The 17,943-nt window shown below is 67.8% G+C and carries 14 protein-coding genes and 1 riboswitch; of the genes, 2 read left to right on the forward strand and 12 right to left on the reverse strand.

The features are described from left to right. Positions 1–97: 97 nt before the first annotated feature. Positions 98–1,015 carry a LysR family transcriptional regulator gene (locus tag HNE05_RS12750; RefSeq protein ID WP_173207811.1) on the reverse strand — a complete coding sequence of 306 codons (918 nt, stop codon included), beginning with the start codon at positions 1,013–1,015 and terminating at the stop codon, positions 98–100. A gap of 107 nt (positions 1,016–1,122) precedes the next feature. Here HNE05_RS12750 and HNE05_RS12755 point away from each other — a divergent pair, with 107 nt between their 5' ends. Continuing rightward, on the forward strand, positions 1,123–2,889 hold the full coding sequence (locus HNE05_RS12755; protein ID WP_173207814.1) for an amidohydrolase: 1,767 nt from the start codon (positions 1,123–1,125) through the stop codon (positions 2,887–2,889). A gap of 93 nt (positions 2,890–2,982) precedes the next feature. Beyond that, positions 2,983–3,729, forward strand: a complete 747-nt coding sequence (locus tag HNE05_RS12760) for a TorF family putative porin (RefSeq protein ID WP_173207817.1) — start codon at positions 2,983–2,985, stop codon at positions 3,727–3,729. 64 nt (positions 3,730–3,793) lie between these two features. On the opposite strand, the gene HNE05_RS12765 is transcribed toward HNE05_RS12760, so the two are convergent. The 11 genes from HNE05_RS12765 to HNE05_RS12815 all read right to left on the reverse strand — a co-directional run bounded on the left by HNE05_RS12765 (position 3,794) and on the right by HNE05_RS12815 (position 17,913). Then, the gene (locus HNE05_RS12765) at positions 3,794–4,537 is read right to left on the reverse strand and encodes an adenosylcobinamide-GDP ribazoletransferase (RefSeq protein WP_173207820.1); all 744 of its coding nucleotides are present in this window, start codon (positions 4,535–4,537) and stop codon (positions 3,794–3,796) included. 2 nt (positions 4,538–4,539) lie between these two features. After that, positions 4,540–5,112: an alpha-ribazole phosphatase family protein gene (gene cobC, locus HNE05_RS12770; RefSeq protein WP_173207823.1), complete on the reverse strand. Its 573-nt coding sequence runs from the start codon at positions 5,110–5,112 to the stop codon at positions 4,540–4,542. Beyond that, entirely contained in the window at positions 5,112–6,161 is a 1,050-nt protein-coding gene (gene cobT / locus HNE05_RS12775) for a nicotinate-nucleotide--dimethylbenzimidazole phosphoribosyltransferase (RefSeq protein WP_173207826.1), read from the reverse strand. The genes cobC and cobT overlap by 1 nt, the downstream gene beginning before the upstream one ends. Further along, on the reverse strand, positions 6,158–6,679 hold the full coding sequence (gene cobU / locus HNE05_RS12780; protein ID WP_173207829.1) for a bifunctional adenosylcobinamide kinase/adenosylcobinamide-phosphate guanylyltransferase: 522 nt from the start codon (positions 6,677–6,679) through the stop codon (positions 6,158–6,160). Before cobU ends, cobT begins: the two co-directional genes overlap by 4 nt. Positions 6,680–6,911: 232 nt before the next feature. Continuing rightward, positions 6,912–8,363 carry a cobyric acid synthase gene (locus HNE05_RS12785; RefSeq protein ID WP_173207832.1) on the reverse strand — a complete coding sequence of 484 codons (1,452 nt, stop codon included), beginning with the start codon at positions 8,361–8,363 and terminating at the stop codon, positions 6,912–6,914. Further along, positions 8,360–9,343 carry a threonine-phosphate decarboxylase CobD gene (cobD, locus tag HNE05_RS12790; RefSeq protein ID WP_173207835.1) on the reverse strand — a complete coding sequence of 328 codons (984 nt, stop codon included), beginning with the start codon at positions 9,341–9,343 and terminating at the stop codon, positions 8,360–8,362. Before cobD ends, HNE05_RS12785 begins: the two co-directional genes overlap by 4 nt. Continuing rightward, positions 9,336–10,244 carry an adenosylcobinamide-phosphate synthase CbiB gene (gene cbiB / locus HNE05_RS12795; RefSeq protein WP_173207838.1) on the reverse strand — a complete coding sequence of 303 codons (909 nt, stop codon included), beginning with the start codon at positions 10,242–10,244 and terminating at the stop codon, positions 9,336–9,338. The genes cobD and cbiB overlap by 8 nt, the downstream gene beginning before the upstream one ends. Beyond that, positions 10,241–10,891 carry a 5,6-dimethylbenzimidazole synthase gene (gene bluB, locus HNE05_RS12800; protein WP_173207843.1) on the reverse strand — a complete coding sequence of 217 codons (651 nt, stop codon included), beginning with the start codon at positions 10,889–10,891 and terminating at the stop codon, positions 10,241–10,243. Before bluB ends, cbiB begins: the two co-directional genes overlap by 4 nt. Beyond that, the gene (locus HNE05_RS12805) at positions 10,888–12,180 is read right to left on the reverse strand and encodes a cobyrinic acid a,c-diamide synthase CobB (RefSeq protein ID WP_173207846.1); all 1,293 of its coding nucleotides are present in this window, start codon (positions 12,178–12,180) and stop codon (positions 10,888–10,890) included. The genes bluB and HNE05_RS12805 overlap by 4 nt, the downstream gene beginning before the upstream one ends. Positions 12,181–12,352: 172 nt before the next feature. After that, positions 12,353–12,964: a cob(I)yrinic acid a,c-diamide adenosyltransferase gene (cobO, locus tag HNE05_RS12810; RefSeq protein WP_173207849.1), complete on the reverse strand. Its 612-nt coding sequence runs from the start codon at positions 12,962–12,964 to the stop codon at positions 12,353–12,355. Positions 12,965–13,113: 149 nt separating this feature from the next. Then, positions 13,114–13,331: riboswitch (cobalamin riboswitch) on the reverse strand. A gap of 175 nt (positions 13,332–13,506) precedes the next feature. After that, positions 13,507–17,913 carry a response regulator gene (locus HNE05_RS12815; protein ID WP_173207852.1) on the reverse strand — a complete coding sequence of 1,469 codons (4,407 nt, stop codon included), beginning with the start codon at positions 17,911–17,913 and terminating at the stop codon, positions 13,507–13,509. Positions 17,914–17,943: the final 30 nt, after the last annotated feature.

Raw genomic sequence — 17,943 nt, forward strand, 5'->3', positions numbered from 1 at the left:
GTACGATCAAACGAAACATTCAGCAGGTTAGGCAGCCCCCTGCCCCAGCTCAATGACCCAAGCGCTCGGCGGCATTGACCCAATCGCCCAGAGCGCCTCAAGCAATACCGCGCGAGCCGAGAAACTCCTGCAGGTAATCGATAAAGGCCACCACCTTGCCCGTGGCCCGGCGGTGACTCGGGTAGACCGCGAGAATCTGCGGGCCGAAGGCGTCCGGGTCGATCTCGTACTCGGTCATCAGGCGTACCAGGCGGCCATCGGCCAGGTAAGGCGCGGCGCTCCACAGCGGCGTGTGCAGCACACCGCAACCGGCCAGGGCAGCGGCCAGCAGCAGGTCATAGTTGTCACTCTCCAGGCGCGGTGCGCGCGGGTGCGGCACGCCGATGCGCTGGCCCGCATGCTCCACCCACCAGACACCGCGCCCCAGCGCCGGATGCTGGTACATCAACCAGTCATGCTCGTCGATACCGTCCGGCGTCAGTGGCTGCGGCTGACGTTCCAGATAGGCCGGGCTGGCGCAGAGGGCGATGCGGTTCTGCCCGACCACCCGCGCGATCAGCCCCGGCAGGTCGCTGCGGCCTTCGCGCAGGGCCAGGTCGTAGCCGCTTTCCACCAGATCGACGAAGGCATCGCAGAGGTCCACCTGCAGCCTGATCTGCGGGTACTGGGCGAGAAAGCTGGCGCACACCTGATCGAGAAAAGCCCGGCCAAAGGCCAGCGGCGCAGTGATGCGCAGGTTGCCGTGCAGGCCGTGTTGCAGCTGGCCGATTTCCTCGCCCACCTCATGCAGACGCTGCAGTACCTGGCGCGCGGTTTCCAGATAGACCCGCCCGGCCTCGGTGAGCACCGTACGCCGGGTGCTGCGCTCGAACAGGCGCGCGCCGAGCTCGGCCTCCAGATGACTGACCGCCTTGGTCAGCGCCGAAGGCGTCTTGCCCAGCTGTTCGGCCGCGCGGCTGAAACTGCCGTGCTCGGCCGTGGCGACAAACATGTTCAGGGCACCGAGCTTGTCCATCCGAGTTTTTCCAATGTGGCAAAAAGGTTTTGCACGAGCTAGGCGTTCTAGCGTCTGGCGGTAATCGCTAGTCTCGCCTGCAGTCCAATAAAAACAAGGGGGTTATCGTGAAAAGGTTCGTTCCGAGCTTGCTGGCCAGCGCTGTTGCTTTTTCCTCACTGGAAGCCATGGCCGCCGCCGATCTGGTGCTGTTCAACGGCAAGGTGTTCACCGCCGAAGCCGGCCAGCCACGCGCCCAGGCCGTTGCCGTGGAAGACGGCAAGATCCTCCAGGTCGGCTCCGACAGCGCCATCCTGGCCCTGGCCGATGCCGACACCCAACGCATCGACCTGGCCGGCAAGGTGCTGATGCCGGGCATGATCGACACCCACAGCCACCCGGTAATCGGCGCCCTGGACAGCCTGCGCGCCAACCTCTACGACGAGGTCAAGCCACTGGCCGAGCTGGAACAGTGGATCATCGAGCAGGACCAGGCCGACACGGCGCGCCTGGGCGACATCATCGTGATCTCCGGAGTCAGCTCGGCGTACTGGCAGCACAGTCGCGAGCTGGCCAAACGCTTCAATCAGGGCCGCTGGGCCAGCCAGCCGCTGGTGCTGAACGGCATCGACGGGCATACCGGCTGGGCCAACAACGCCATGCTGCAACGGGTCGGCATCGACGCCAAACTGGTGAAGAGCCTGGCGGCCAAGGAAGCCAGCTTCATCGAACACGAAGCCGATCTGACGCCCACCGGTTTCCTCAGTGAAACCGGCTGGGATCGGGTGCGCGGCCAGTTGCCCAAACCCTCTGCCGAGCTGATGTTGAAGGCCGCGCGCGAAGCCGTGCGGGTCAACCTGCAGGTGGGCGTGACCGCCTGGATGGATGCCGCGGCCAACGGCGGCGGCGAGCAGTCGCTGTTCGAGATGCGCCCCACCGAAAATGACCTCGGCGTGCTGCCGCTGTACCGCCAACTGGCCGAACAGGGTGAGCTGAACGTGCACGTCGCCGCCCTGCTGCTGGCCCACCCGCAGAGCAAGCCGGACGACCTCAAGGTGCAGGCCAATGTCATGCAGCAGTTCCAGGGCGTGCCGAACCTGACCTTCCCCGGGATCAAGGTATTCGCCGATGGCGTGCTCGAATTCCCAGGGCAGACCGCCGCGGTGATCGATCCCTACAACAACAGTCATCAGCAGGGGCAGCTACTGATCGATCCGCAGGGCTTCGGCAAGCTGATCGCCGCCACCGAGCAGCGCGGCTGGATTACCCATATCCATGCGGTCGGCGACCGTGCCGTGCGTGAGTCGCTGAACGCCATCGAATATGCCCGCTCGCTCAAACCCACGCCGGTGCCGCATAGCATCAGCCACCTGCAGCTGGTCAACCCCAAGGAGTTTGCGCGCTTCAAGGAGCTCGGCGTGATCGCCTCCATGCAGCTGTTGTGGGCCACCGCGGAAAGCTATACCGAGGAACTGGTCAAGCCGTACGTGAGTGCCTTCACCTACCGCTACCAGTATCCGGCCCGTTCGCTGCACAAGGCCGGCGCCACAATCGCCGGCGCCAGCGACTGGCCGGTGTCCAGCCCCAACCCGTGGAACGCCATCGCCCAGGCCAGCACCCGCACAGGTCCGCTCGGCGTGCTCAACAGCGCCGAGAGTATCGACCGCGAAACCATGTTCCTGGCCTACACCATCAACGCCGCCAAGGCCCTGCGCCTGGAGCAGCAGATCGGCTCGCTGGCCCCCGGCAAGCAGGCCGACCTGATCGTCCTCGACCGCGACGTGTTCAAGGTCAGCGACGCCGAACTGTTCGATACCCAGGTGCTGCAGACCTGGTTCGCCGGCAAGTCGGTGTATCAGGCACCCGCCAGCGCCGACGTCGCCACAGCGCAATAACAACAACCCCACCGCCCTGCCCTGCGCCTGAGCGCAGCGGCAGGCTGCGGCCTTGCATCAGCTGCCGAACAAAAACCACAACAGGGCTCCTCCATGCACGCACGCAAAACCCTCACTCTGGCCATCGCCGCCCTGACCTGCAGTCTGCAGGCCGGCGCCATCGAACTGAACGAGCAGCTTTCCCTGATCGTCACTCCGGCCGTTTTCAGCGACTACCGTTCCAGCGGTATCTCGCAGACCCTCGGCGACCCGGCCGCCCAGCTCGACATCATGCTCAGCCATGCCAGCGGCCTGTATGCCGGGGTGTGGACCAGCAATGTCGAGTACGGCTACGACTGGGAGAACGACGATGACTACGGCACCCGCCAGGAAATCGACTATTACGCCGGTTACTACTGGCAGATCACCGACGCCATCAGCCTGGACGGTTACTACAACAAGTACACCTACCCAGGTGAAGGCCAGTTCAACGGCTCCGATCTCTACCTGACCCTGGACGCCTACGGTTTCTTCATCGGTGGCAAGCACTCCTTCGACACCGAGGAGAGCTACTTCAACACCTATGTCGGCTACCGCACCCTGCTACCGCTGGAGATCGGTCTGGAGTTGCGTTACGAGAATGTCGACCAGAAAGACGACGTGTTCTTCAACGCCGACTACAGCAAGGCCGAGCAGGACTACAACAACTGGGAGATCAAGCTGACCCGCGATCTGTTCGGCGCCACCTGGGGCCTGAGCTATGTCGACACCGACCTGTCAGATGCCCAGTGCGCCAGCTTCAGCGGCTACGACGACCTCTGTTCGGCCGGCGCGGTGGCCAGCGTCAGCAAGGCGTTCTGATAGACCGCAGGGTGCACCGTGGCCTGGCAAGGACTGCTGGCGCGCACGGCGCACCCGGGGAAGCTCAAGCCAGCGCGAGCGCCAAAACCACCAGCACCATGCACTCGACCAGCTCCAGCAGCGCCCCGGCGGTATCGCCGGTGGTGCCGCCCAGGCGGGCGATAAAGGCGCGGCGCAGCAGAAAGAAAGCCAGCAGCGCAGCGCCGATGGCCAGCAGCCCAGCCCAGCCCAACAGCAGCATGAGCAGGGCGTTGCCGGCCAGTACCACAGGCAGTTGCTGACGCGGCAGATGCTCGCTGAGCGCCTGGCCCAGACCACCGGCGCGCACATAGGGCGTAGTCAGAAACAGCAGCGGCAACAGCCCACGCCCCAGCCAGGGCGCCAGCAATAGCGCGGCCCACTGCCCGGCCTGCAACAGCGCCACCAAAGCGGCGAACTTGAGCAACAGCAGCAGCACCAGCACCACCACGGCGATCGGTCCACTGCGCGGGTCTTTCATGATCGCCAGGGTGCGCTCGCGGTCGCCATAACCGCCGACCCAGGCATCCGCCGTGTCGGCCAGGCCATCAAGGTGCAACCCGCCGCTCAGGCCGACCCACAGCGCCAGCAGCAACGCCGCCTGCAGCAAGGCCGGCGCACCGCTCAGCAGCAGCTGCGCCAGCAGCAACAGGCCGCCGAGCAGCAGCCCGACCACCGGGTACCACAGCAGCGAACGGCCCAGCTGCTGGGGTGCCGGCATGCCCGCCAGGCTCACCGGCAAACGGGTGAGGAACTGCAGGGCGATCAGCAGCGGCTCGGCCAGGCGCATGCTCAGGCTTCGCGCAGGCTCAGGTCGGCCGCGACCTGCAGGCGATGCAGCGCGGCATGGCCGACCTCGACCTGCAGCATCTGCTGCTGCGGCAGACCGCGGGCCTGGGCCAGCAGCAGGCGCATCACCCCGCCGTGGGTCACCAGCAGCACGCGCTGGCCGGCCAGTTCCTGTTGCAGGCGCTCGATGGCGGCCATCACCCGTGCGGCGAAGTCGCGTACCGGCTCGGCATTCGGCGGGGTGAAATTGAACGGATCGTTCCAGAAGCTGCCCAGCGCCTCGGTGTCCTCGAGGAGGATTTCCGCGGCGTTGCGCCCTTCCCAGTCGCCGAAGTGCAGCTCGCGCAGATCGGCCTCGATGCGTAGCGGCAAGCCCTTGACCTCGGCCAGCTGGCGAGCGAAGGCCTCGCAGCGTTGCAGCGGCGAGCTGATGATCAGGTCCCAGCCGCCCTGTTCAGCCAGGGTCGCGTGCATCTGCTGCCAGCCGCGCTCCGTGAGGGCATCGTCCAAGCTGCCACGAAAACCGTTGCCGCCGGTGGTCTCACCGTGGCGCAAAAGATCCAGCTGCAAACTCATCAACCTTGCTCCTGTACTGCTGCTTCAGAAAAAGTCGCCATCTGCCCGTGCAGGGCGCACGCCAGGCGCAACAACGGCACCGCCAGCGCTGCCCCACTGCCCTCGCCCAGGCGCAGGCCCAGTTGCAGCAACGGCGCAGCCTCGAGAGCCGCGAGCACATGGCGATGGCCCGGCTCGGCGCCGCTGTGGCTGAACAGCAGCCAGTTGGCCACGCCCGGATTCAAGCGCACCGCCAGCAGCGCCGCGACGCTGCAGATAAAGCCGTCGACCAGCACGCTGACGCCCTGCTGCGCGCAGGCCAGGTAGGCGCCGGTCAGCGCGGCGATCTCCAGCCCGCCCAGGCGCTGCAGGCAATCCAGCGGCGCGCGCGCCTGGCCGTGCAAGGCCAGGGCAGCTTCGATGGCGCGGATCTTACGCGCCACACCAGCGCTGTCCAGCCCGGTGCCGGGGCCGACCAGCTCGCGCAGCTGCTTGTCCAGCAGCACACAGGCCAGGGCGCTGGCCGCCGTGGTGTTGCCGATGCCCATCTCGCCACCGATAAACAGCTGGCAGCCGGCCGCCGCGGCGCGCTCGGCCACCGCGCGACCGACCTGCAGCGCGGCCAGGCACAGTTCGCTGCTCATCGCCGGCGCCTGAGTGAAATTGGCCGTGCCGGGCGCCAGTTGATGCTGGCAGACCCCATGCATGGCCGGTGCCGGCTCGACCGTGCCGAGATTGTGCACCTCCAGGGTCGCGCCCAGCTGGCGGGCCAGCACGCTGATCGCCGCGCCACCGCCGGCGAAGTTGCCGAGCATCTGCACGGTCACCGCCTGCGGATAGGCCGACACACCTTCGGCGACCACACCGTGGTCACCGGCGAAGATGCTGATCCACACCTGCTCCAGCTCGGGACGCACGCGCCCCTGCTGGGCGGCCAGGCGCACCGCCAGCGGCTCCAGCTGGCCGAGGGCGCCGGCCGGCTTGGTCAGCTCGGCCTGGCGTTGCAGGGCCTGGGCGGCCACCTGCTGGTCGAGCGGTCGGCAGCTCGCCTGCCACCAGAATGCACTCACAGGCGTTCTCCTTTCAGAAGCATGGGCAGGCCGGCGACGGTAAACACCACCCGCTGGCTGCGTTCGGCCAGGGCCTGGTGCAACCAGCCGGCCTCGTCGACATAACGCCGGGTCAGCTCGCCCAGCGGCACCACGCCGAGGCCGGTCTCGTTGCTGACCAGGATGATCCGCCCCGGCAGCCCGGCCAGGCACTCCAGCAGCGCCGCGCGTTCGGCCTGCAGGCGCGCCTCGTCGTCCAGCATCAGCAGGTTGGTCAGCCACAGGGTCAGGCAGTCAACCAGCAGGCAACGGCCCTCGCCCGCCTGCTCGCGCAGCACCCGGGCCAGCTCCAGCGGTTCTTCGACCAGCGCCCAGCCGGCCGGACGCCGCGCGCGATGCTGGGTGATGCGTTCGCTCATCTCGCCGTCCAGCGCCTGGCTGGTGGCGATATAGGTCACAGCCAGGCCGCTATCGGCCGCCAGCTTCTCGGCCAGGCGGCTCTTGCCGGAACGGGCGCCGCCGAGGATCAATTCAACCATCTCTCACTTTCCTCGTGCACCGTGCGCACCGGCAGATGGCCAGGGTGCGCTGGAAACTATTTCGTCTCTCGAAAACTCCCCTCTCCCACTTGTGGGAGAGGGGCCGGGGGAGAGGGTGTTGGCCCCACTCACCCTCTCCCCAACCCTCTCCCGTAAACGGGAGAGGGGGCCAAAGCAGTTCGCAGCTGTTCTACACACAGTTATGACACAGCAAAAAATCGCCAACAGGCTCCTATAACCCACACAATTCGCGCAGCCTGGCGGTATCCAGATGCGCCTCGACCAGATCGGCCAGGCGTTCTATGTCGCGTTCGCGCAGGGCATGGTAGTCCACCGTCTGTACCTCTCGCAGGCCGGCCCAGCGCAGCAGTGCGCCACAGGCCTCGCTCGACTCGAACAGCCCGTGCAGGTAGGTGCCGAGCACCTGGCCATCGACGCTCATTCCACCGTCAGACCGACCGTCATTCAGCTGCACCGCGCCGTTCAACCCGGCACCCGCGCTGACCCCGGCATGAATCTCGTAGCCGCTCACCGCCGCCTGCTCCAGGCACAGCCGGCCCTGCACATTGCGCAGCTGCTTCTCCGGCTCCAGCACGGTGCTGATGTCCAGCAGGCCCAGGCCGGCGCTGCTGCCGGGCGCGCCTTCCAGGCCGTGGGGGTCGTCGATCTGTGTGCCGAGCATCTGCAGGCCGCCGCAGATGCCGAGCAGCTTGCCGCCGTAGCGCAGGTGGTGCTCGATGGCCGCCGGCCAGCCCTGCTCGCGCAGGAAATCCAGGTCGGCGCGCACGCTTTTCGAGCCGGGCAGGATGATCAGGTCGGCCGGCGGGATGGCCTGGCCGGGGCCAATAAATTGCAGGTCGACCTGCGGGTGCAGGCGCAGCGGATCGAAGTCGGTGTGGTTGCTGATGCGCGGCAGCACCGGCACCACAACCTTGAGCTGTTGCCCCGCCTGGGTCACCTGGCGGGTGGCGACCGCGTCCTCGGCTTCCAGGTGGAAATCCATCAGGTACGGCAGCACGCCGAGCACCGGCTTGCCGGTGCGTTGCTCCAGCCAGTCCAGGCCCGGCTGCAGCAAGCTGAGGTCGCCGCGAAAACGGTTGATCACGAAGCCCTGCACCCGCGCCTGCTCGCTTTCGGAGAGCAAGGCCAGGGTGCCAACCAGATGGGCGAACACGCCGCCCTTGTCGATATCGGCGATCAGGATCACCGGGCAATCCACCGCCTCGGCGAAGCCCATATTGGCGATATCGCCGGCGCGCAGGTTGATCTCCGCCGGCGAGCCGGCGCCCTCGACCATCACCACCGGGTACTGCGCGCTGAGGCGTTGGTGCGACTCGAGCACGGCGGCGCGCGCGGTCTGCTTGTAATCGTGGTAGGCCACCGCGTGCATGTTGCCGATAGCGCGACCATGGATGATCACCTGGGCGCCGGTGTCGCTGTTGGGCTTGAGCAGCACCGGGTTCATATCGGTGTGCGGCGTCAGGCCGGCGGCCTGGGCCTGCACCGCCTGGGCGCGGCCGATCTCGCCGCCGTCGCTGGTGACCGCCGAGTTGAGCGCCATGTTCTGTGGTTTGAACGGCACCACCGCGACGCCCTGGCGCTTGAGCCAGCGGCACAGGGCAGTCACCAGGGTGCTCTTGCCGGCATCGGAGGTGGTGCCCTGCACCATCAAGGTGGCGCTCATCGCGGCATCTCCTGCAGGGCCTGCTCCAGCCGCTGCCAGCCGGCCTCGTCGGCGGGCAGTCCGAAGCGCAGGCAGCGGGTCTCGGCGAACAGACGCAGGAGGATGCCGCGACGGGCGAAATAGCCATGCAGGCCCACCGCATGCTGATGAGCGACCAGCTGGAACAGCGCGGTGCCACCCGCCGGCGCCAGGCCCTGGGCGCTGAGCAGCACGGCCAGGCGCAGGCCGTCGGCCTGCAGGCGCTCGCGCTGGGCCTGCTGGCCGGCGCTGTCCTGCAGGATGGCGCTGGCCACCGCCCGCGTCGGGCCGCTGATGGTCCAGGGGCCGAGGCGCTCGTCCAGGCGCTCCAGCAGGGTCGGTTCGGCCAACACGAAACCCAGACGGATGCCAGCCAGGCCGAAGAACTTGCCGAACGAGCGCAGCACGATCAGCCCCGGCAACTGGCTGAAGGCCGCCAGGCTGTGCTCGGGCGTGCAGTCGATGAACGCCTCGTCCACCACCAGCCAGCCGCCGCGCTCGGCCAGGCGGGCGTGCCAGTCGAGCAACTGCTGTGGCGCGAGCAGCCGCCCGGTCGGGTTGTTGGGGTTGATCAGCAGCAGCACATCGAGGCGCTCCAGGGCGCGGCCCACCGCGCCTTCGCCAAGCTCGGTGACCTGATGCCCCTCGCGGCGCCAGGCCTCGGCATGTTCGGAGTAGGCCGGCGAAACGATCCCTACCCGCCCCGACCGCCGCAACTGCGGCAGGGCCTGGATCGCCGCCTGGGAACCGGCCACCGGCAGCAAGGCGGGGACGCCGTAGTAATCGCGCGCCGCCGCTTCCAGGCCATCGTCCGGTTCGGGCAGACGGCTCCAGGCCGTCGCCGGAATCGCCGGCAGCGGCCAGCCATAGGGCGCGATGCCGGTGGACAGATCCAGCCATTCGGCCAGGGCAATGCCATAGCGCTGCGCCGCCGCACGCAGGCGGCCACCATGTTCAAGCAAGGTAAAGACTCCCGATCAGTAACAGCGCCAGCCACAGCAGCACGCCGCCATTGACCAGATTGAGCGCCCGTTCGATATCGCGCGCCCGCGCCTGCGGCCCCGCACCCAGCACGGGGCGCACATGCAGCTCGCCATGATAGGTCGCCGCGCCGCCCAGACTCACGCCGAGGGCGCCGGCACCGGAGGCCATTACCGGGCCGGCGTTGGGGCTGTCCCACTGCGGCGCCTGCTGCTGCCAGCAGCGCAGGGCCAGGGCGGTCTTGCCGAGCAGCGCATAGGTCAGCGCCACCAGGCGCGCGGGGATGTAGTTGAGGCCATCGTCGATCTTCGCCGCGGCCCAGCCGAAGCGTTCGAAGCGCGGGTTGCGGTAGCCCCACATGGCGTCCAGGGTGTTGCTCAGGCGGTACAGCACCACCCCCGGCGCACCAGCGACAAGGAACCAGAACAGCGCGGCGAACACCGCGTCCGAGCCGTTCTCCAGCACCGACTCGGTACCGGCGCGGGCCACGCCTTCGCTGTCCAGCTCGGCGGTCTGCCGGCTGACCATATAGCCGACGCGCTTGCGTGCCTCGGGCAGATCGCCCAGGCGCAGGGCCTGGGCCACCGGCAGCGCGTGCTCGCCGAGGCTGCGCAGGCCGAGGGCGGCATACAGGGCCAGCACCTCCACCAGCCAGCCGAGATAAGGCAGGCGCGCCAGTAGCAGGCTGAGCAGGGTCAGCGGCAGCACCGCCAGGCACCAGCCGGTAACGCCGTGGCTGCGCCAACCGTGACCACCACTGTTGAGGCGTTGTTCGATGCGTTGCGCCAGGCCGCCGAAGGCCACCAGCGGGTGCCAGCGCTTGGGCTCGCCGAGTAGGCCGTCCAGGGTCACTCCGGCCAGGGTGGCCAGCAGCAGGCTCATTCGTGTTGCCCCCAGCTGTCGGTGAACAGCAGGTCCTGCAGCGGTCGCGCCGTGGCCCAGCCTTCCTGGACCAGCATCGGCTCGCGGTAGAACTCGGTGACCGGGCCCAGGCAGAGAATCGCCAGTGGCTTGCTGCCGACCGGCATGTGCAGCAGCTCGGCCAGCGCCTGCGGCTCGAACAGCGAGACCCAACCGAGACCCAGGCCTTCGGCGCGCGAAGCCAGCCAGAGGTTCTGGATGGCGCAGGCCAGGGAGGCCAGGTCCATTTCCGGCAGGGTGCGGCGGCCGAAGATGTGTTTCTCGCGTTCGTCCATCAGCGCCACCACCAGCAGCTCGGCGCAATCGCGGATGCCTTCGACCTTGAGCCGCATGAACTCGTCGCTGCGCTCGCCCAGCGCCTCGGCGGTGCGCACCCGCTCGGCCTCGACCTGGGCATGGATGGCCTCGCGCAGCGCCGGGCGGGTGATGCGGATAAAGCGCCAGGGCTGCATCAGGCCGACGCTGGGGGCCTGGTGCGCCGCCTCCAGCAAGCGCGCGAGCAGCTCCGGGGCCACCGTGCCACCGGCGAAGTGGCGCATGTCGCGGCGCTCGGCAATCGCCCGGTACACCGCGGCACGTTCCGCAGGACTGAAAGCATGCTCGCTCATGGCAACAGCAGCCCGGCGGCGGCCTGCGGGTTGGACGGCAGGTAGAAGTGGATATAGGAGGCGGTCAGCCGGCCCAGGCGATAGACAGCCTCGCTGGCCGGGCGCTGGTTCGGGCTGCTGCCGCGTGCCAGCGGCTCGACGGGCGAGTCGAGCTGCGAATGGTGGTAGGTGTGGCCACGCAGCAGGCCTTCCGGCAGCTCCACTTGCTGCAGGCCGAGGGCGGCCATGCGCGGCTGCATCTGCGCGTGGCCGGGCAGCAGGCCGAGCAGTTCGGCGCTGTGGCCGGCCTTGTCGGTCAGGCGCTCGAGCAGGTAGAGCATGCCACCGCACTCGGCGAGGATCGGCTTGCCGGCGGCTTGGTGGACATGGATCGCCTCGCGCATGGCCAGGTTCTGCGCCAGTTGCTGCAGGTGCAGTTCCGGGTAGCCGCCGGGCAGGTAGAGGCTGTCCACCTCGGGCAACTGGCGCTCGCGCAGCGGCGAGAAGAAGCACAGCTCGGCGCCGAGCCGACGCAGCAGATCGAGGTTGGCCTGGTAGAGGAAAGCGAACGCGGTATCGCGGGCCACGCCGATGCGCACGCCGGCCAGCAGTGGCTCGATCACCTGGTCCACTGGTGCAGCGAAACGCACGGGGTCTGGCAGAGCATCGCCGGCGCTGGCCAGCAGCGCATCGGCTGCCGCGTCCAGGCGGCTATCCAGGTCGGCCAGTTCCTCGGCCTGGACCAGGCCCAGGTGGCGGCTGGGCAGCTCCAGCGCGGCGCTGCGCGGCAAGGCGCCGTACCAGCGGATCGCCGGCGGCAGGCTGTCGCGCAGGATCTCGCCATGCCGCGCGCTGCCGGTGCGGTTGGCCAGCACCCCGGCGAACGGCAGGTTGTGCTGGAAGTTGGCCAGGCCATAGGCCAGGGCGCCGAAGGTCTGCGCCATGGCGCTGCCATCGATCACCCCCAGCACCGGCACCTGGAAGCGCCGCGCCAGGTCGGCGGCCGAGGGGCTGCCGTCGAACAGGCCCATCACCCCTTCGATCAGGATCAGGTCGGCCTCCCCCGCCGCCTCCCAGAGCAGGCGCCGGCATTCGTCCTCGCCGACCATCCACAGGTCGAGCTGGTACACCGCCTGGCCCGAGGCGCGGGCGAGGATCATCGGGTCGAGAAAGTCCGGCCCGCATTTGAACACCCGCACACGCTTGCCGGCCCGCGTGTGCAGGCGCGCCAGGGCGGCGGTGACGGTGGTCTTGCCCTGGCCGGACGCCGGGGCGGCGATCAGCAGGGCCGGGCAGCTGCGTGCAGTCATTGCCCTCTCCCCGGCCCTCTCCCGCAAGCGGGAGAGGGGGCGTTAAGGGACAGATTCGCGTGCACCGCGCCCTTCGCCCACTCATGGACAGCAGGGAGGCTGATCGGGTAGCCCGGATGCAATCCGGGGTGGGCGGCTTCCCGGATTGCATCCGGGCTACGGTACGCAGGGCTCAAAACTCGATCCCCTTCTGCGCCTTCACGCCGGCCTTGAAGGCATGCTTGACCAGGTTCATCTCGGTGACGGTATCCGCCGCCTCGAGCATCCCCGGCAAGGCGCCACGGCCGGTCACCACCACATGCTGCAGCAGCGGGCGCGCCTCGATGTCGGCGAGCACCGCGTCCAGCTCCAGGTAGCCGTGCTTGAGGGCAATATTCAGCTCGTCGAGTACTACCAGGCCGATCTGCGGGTCATTCAGCAGTTGCCTCGCCACCGCCCAGGCCGCGCCGGCCTTGTCGATGTCGCGCTGGCGGTCCTGGGTTTCCCAGGTAAAACCCTCGCCCATCACGTGGTAGCTAACTTCCTCGGGGAAGCGGCGGAAGAAGCTTTCTTCGCCGGTGCTGGCGGCGCCCTTGATGAACTGCACCACGCCGACCTTGATGCCGTGGCCGAGGGCGCGGGCGACCATGCCGAAGGCCGAGCTGCTCTTGCCCTTGCCGTTGCCGCTGTGCACCAGCAGCAGGCCGTATTCGTTCTGGGCCTGGGCGATCTTTTCGTCGATCAGCGCTTTCTTGCGCTGCATGCGCGCCTTGTGGCGTTCGTCGCGCGCGGCGGACTCGTTCATCTACAACTCCTCGCGACCAGCTGCGGCGCGGCAAAGCAGCAGCACCGCGACCTTCGCCAGGCACGGTGCAGAAAAACAGAATTGGGGCAGCAGCAGGACAACACGCAGGCAGGCCGAGCAGACCCACCCACCCGCAAAGCCCGCCGCAATGCCGTGGATCGCTACAGGCCGGTCTCCGGGCTTGTGAGCGGAGCGTCTGGCTCCCCGGTCGCGCCTTCCCATGTCGAATGACACAGTGGCTGGATGCGACTGTTGACTCACCTACCGTTGCGGGGGCAGCGCCGGACTGTTCGACTGAATGAACCGGCTTCCCTGTTTCACCCCGTGGACGCGTCGCGACCGGGGCACCTGATGCTGGCGGCAGGGTAGAGGCTGGGCCGTGGCGCGTCAACGCCGAGCGCGGCCGCGAAAAACCTGTCGCGGATCTCGAATACGCCCTCCCCACTTGTGGGAGATTGCATGGGACTGGGGAAAGGGAGTGAGCCTACTCACCCTCTCCCCGACCCTCTCCCGTAAACGGGAGAGGGGGAAAAGCGCATCGCCTAGGACAGGCCCTGCAACAACTCCAGGGCCCGGTCGAAGTCGAAGCTCTCGACCTGCTGGGCCACCTGACGCAGGCGCTCGGCCAGCAGCGGGTCGAGGGCCAGGGCCTGCAGTTCGTACAGGGCATCCTGCGCCGCGGTGTCGCTCTCGGCCAGCAGGCGCCTGAGCTTGTCCAGCTGCGCCTGCAACTCGGCGCCAAGCGCGAGTGCCGGCGCCGCTGTGGCGCCCTGCTGCACCTCGACCAGCCCCGCCAGACCCGCTAGCAGCGGCTGCAACTGCCGCTCGACCTCGGCCACCAGGGGCTCCAGAACCTCCTCCGCCGCGCCGTCCTTGCAGGCCAGCTCCAGCGCCGTGGCGGCCTGCGCCAGATTGCCTGCGCCGATATTGCCCGCGCTGCCGCGCAGGCTATGGGCCAGGCGCGCCGCCGCCGAGGTATCGCTGTCCGCGCGAGCGGCAAGGAACTCGGCGCGGAAATCGCCCTGGCTGGAGCGGAACTTGCGCAGCAGGCGCAGATAAAGTTCGCGCTTGCCCATGCTGGTGGCCAGGCCGGCAGCCAGGTCGATACCGGGCAGGCTCTCGGGCAGGCCCAGCGCGGTCGTCACGCCGGCCGGCGAGTGTTGGGCCACCTGGGCGATACGCCCTGGTTTGGGATGGATCCACTTGGCCAGGGTGGCGAACATGTGCTCGACGTTGAGCGGCTTGGAGATATGGTCGTTCATGCCGCAGGCCAGGGTGCGCTCGCGGTCGCCGGCCATGGCGTTGGCGGTCATGGCGATCACCGGCAGCGCGGCCAGCTGCGGCTGCTCGCGAATCTTGCGGGTGGCGGTGTAGCCGTCCATCACCGGCATCTGACAGTCCATCAGCACGCCGTCGAAATCGGCGTCCTCGGCCAACCGATCGAGCGCCTCCTGACCATGCTCGGCCAGGCACAGCTCGACGCCGGCGCTCTCCAGCAGCTCGCGGGCCAGCTCTCGATTCAGCTCGTTGTCCTCCACCAGCAGCAGCCGCGCGCCCTGCAGGCTGGCCATGGCGCTGGCGCTCTGATCGGAGCGCGCAGTAGCACGAGTATCGACCTGCGAGGTCTTGCCGAGCATGCTGCCGATCGCTTCCAGCAGGGTCGACGGGGTCACCGGTTTGGTCAGCACCACCGGCAATTGCAGACCATGCTTGCCAGCCTCCTCCTGAGCCTCCTCGCGGCCGAAGGCGGTGACCATGATCACCGACGGCGTGTGCGCCAGGCTGACGGCACGCATCTGCCGTACCGTCTCCACGCCGTCCATGTTCGGCATCCGCCAGTCCATCAGCACCAGGTCGTAGGGCAGCTCCTTGCGCTCGGCCTCGACCAGCATGGTCAGTGCCGAGTGGCCGCTGTCCGCCACGTCCACCTCAATGCCGAAGCTGCGCGCCATGCCGGAGAGAATCTCGCGCGCACTGGCGTTGTCGTCCACCACCAGCACGCGGGTGCCCAGCAGCTCATCGGCGGTGAACATGCGCCGCGGCTGGGTGTCGCGCTGCACCCCGAGGCATACCTCGAAGTGGAAGGTGGAGCCATGCCCGGGCTCACTCTCCACCCAGATACGCCCGCCCATCAGCTCCACCAAGTGCTTGGAAATGGCCAGGCCCAGGCCGGTGCCGCCGTACTTGCGGGTGGTCGAGCTGTCGGCCTGACTGAAGGACTGGAACAGCCGCCCGCACTGCTCGGCACTCATGCCGATACCGCTGTCGTGCACCCAGAAGTGCAGCTGCACCTGCTCCTCGTCGCCACCCTCGAGCTCCACGCCGACCACGATCTCGCCCTGCTCGGTGAACTTGGCCGCGTTGTTGCCGAGGTTGATCAGTACCTGCCCCAGGCGCAGCGGATCGCCGATCAACGCGGTCGGCAGTTCGGCCGAGACGCTGAACAGCAGCTCCAGGCCTTTGTCCTCGGCCTTCAGGCCGATCATGCTGGAGAAGTTGTCGAGCACGTCCTCCAGATAGAAAGGAATGCGCTCGAGCTCCATCTTGCCGGCCTCGATCTTGGAGAAGTCGAGGATGTCGTTGATGATCCCCAGCAGGTTCTCCGCCGAGCGGTGCACCTTCTCGATGTAGTTGCGCTGCTTGTTGTCCAGCTCGGTGCGCAGCGCCAGGTAGCTCATGCCGATGATGGCGTTCATCGGCGTACGGATCTCATGGCTCATGTTGGCGAGGAAATCACTCTTGGCCCGGGTCGCCTCCTCGGCCACCGCACGGGCCTCGCTCAGCGCCGTGACGTCGATGTTGACGCCGGTCGCGCGCAGCGGCTTGCCATCAGGCGTGCGCGTGAAGCGGCTCAGCGATTTGAAGGTGCGCACCGCCCCATCACTTTGCCGCACGATGCGGAAGTCGAACTCCAAGCGATCGAGACCGCTTTCGATGGCCTCCTCGAACGAGCGACTGGCATGCTCCGCGTCATCGGGATGCAGCAGCGCCTTCCAGTGTGCCAGCGTGCCACCGAAGCCACCCGGCTCGAGGCCGAACATCTTCTCCAGCTGCGGCGTCCAATAGTCATGGCCGCTGACCAGGTCCACGTCGAACAGGCCGATGTCGCCGGCCTCCTGCGCCAGGTTCAGGCGCTCGCTGGCGGTGCGCAGCTTGACCTCCATCGCCCGACGCTCACTCACATCGCGCACCGAGGCGCAGACGCAGATGCCGTACCCCTCCAGGGCCGGCAAGCGCGACAGGCCAATTTCCACCGAGAACAGGCTGCCGTCCTTGCGCACGCCCTGCAGGTCGTCCAGGTTGGCGCCCATCTGCCGGGTGCTGCCGTGGGCGATGAACTCGTTGCGCAAACCCACGTGGCGCTCGCGAATTGCCGCCGGCACCAGGCGCTCGATGGTTTCGCCACCCAGCTCACCGGCGCCGTAACCGAACAACTGATCCAGTTGCGGATTGGTCAGCAGGATGCGTCCGTCGGCACCCAGCACCAGCATGCCGTCTGGCGCCGCCTCGATGATCCCGCGGAACCAGGCCTCGGTGGCACGCAGTGCGTTTTGCTGGGCCTCCAGCTCCTCGGCCTGCTGTTCCAGCTGCTGCGCCTGGGCCTCCATCTCATCGGCCTGGCGACGGGTTTCCGTCAGCAGGGCCTGGACCGCCTGATTGCGCTCGAGGATGGCCATGGCCGCGGCCAGCCGCGGCAGCGCCTCCTGAAACAGCAGGGCCTCGCGCTCCGCCAAGGGTTGCAGCCCGGCCAGTTCGAGCACGCCGAGCAGGCGCTCGCCGCGCTGCACCGGCTGCAGCAACAGGTAACTGGCCGGGGCTTCGCCCAGTTGCGAGCGCAGGCGCCAGAACTGTTCCGGCAGCCCATGCAGCTGGCGTGCCTGGCGGTCGGCCGCGCACTGCCCGAGTAGGCCCGCGCCGAGCGCCAGTTCGGCCTCCGGCGGCCGCTCCGGGTCGATGGCATAGCCGCCCATCAGGCGCAGACTGGTCGCCCCCTCGTGCAGGCTGTAGAGCAACCCCTGGCAGATGCCGAGCAGGCGCGCCATATGCTGCAGGAACACCTGCGCCAGTTCCTCGGGCGTCTCCGCCTGCTGCAGTTCGACCTGCAGCTGGCCGATCTGCACCTTGAGCCAGCGCTGCCGTTCGAGCTGCTGCGACTCGGTCTGCAGGGTGGCGATGGCGCGGGCCAGGTCACCGGTCTCGTTGCGCAGCTCGGTATGCGGAATCAACTGATCGAGACGGCCGGCAGCCAACTGATCGACGGCGAAACGCACGCGGTTGAGCGGATTGCGGATCGACTGACTGACCAGCCAGGCCAGCAGCAGCGCCAGCGTCAGCCCGCCGACCAGCAGGATATAGGTGAGCGTGGTGCTGTGTTCGGCGTAATCGGCGATCTGCGTGGCGGTGTTTTGGATAGAGGTTTCCTTGACTTCGGCAATGGCATTGAGCAGTGCGTCGGCCTGCTGGTCCAGGCCCTGGAATTCATCGCTGTCGAGCAGCTGCTGGGCCTCGCCCAGGCGCCCCTCGCCAGCCAGCTGCACGGCCTGCTCGGCATCGTTGCGCATTCGCTCCAGCAGCAGCTCGAAGGCGGTAAGACGGGCCTGGTTATCGCTGCGCTTGAGGGTCGGGCGGACCTGGGCCAACGCCTGATGCAGCCGTTGCTGGGCATCCAGCAGCTGTTGTCGGGACTTGCTGCGAACCGCCGCGCTGCTGGTACTGACGGCACGTTGCAACTCCTGCACCAGATGCGGCAATTGCACCCGCGCCTCATGCAGATGGGTGATGCCGATCACCTCCTCGTTGTACAGCTTCTGCATGTCGCGCTTCAGCGATGCCTGGGTGCGCAGGCTCTGCACCCCGAGCGCCAGCACCAGCACCAGCAGCGCAGAGAAGCCGAGGACCAGTTTGTGCAGCAGCGACAGACGCTCAAGCAGGGCGAGCATTCGGCTCATGGCAGATTCCCAGTAGACACAACAATGAAA

The organism is Pseudomonas campi, assembly GCF_013200955.2.
Lineage (GTDB): Bacteria > Pseudomonadota > Gammaproteobacteria > Pseudomonadales > Pseudomonadaceae > Aquipseudomonas > Aquipseudomonas campi.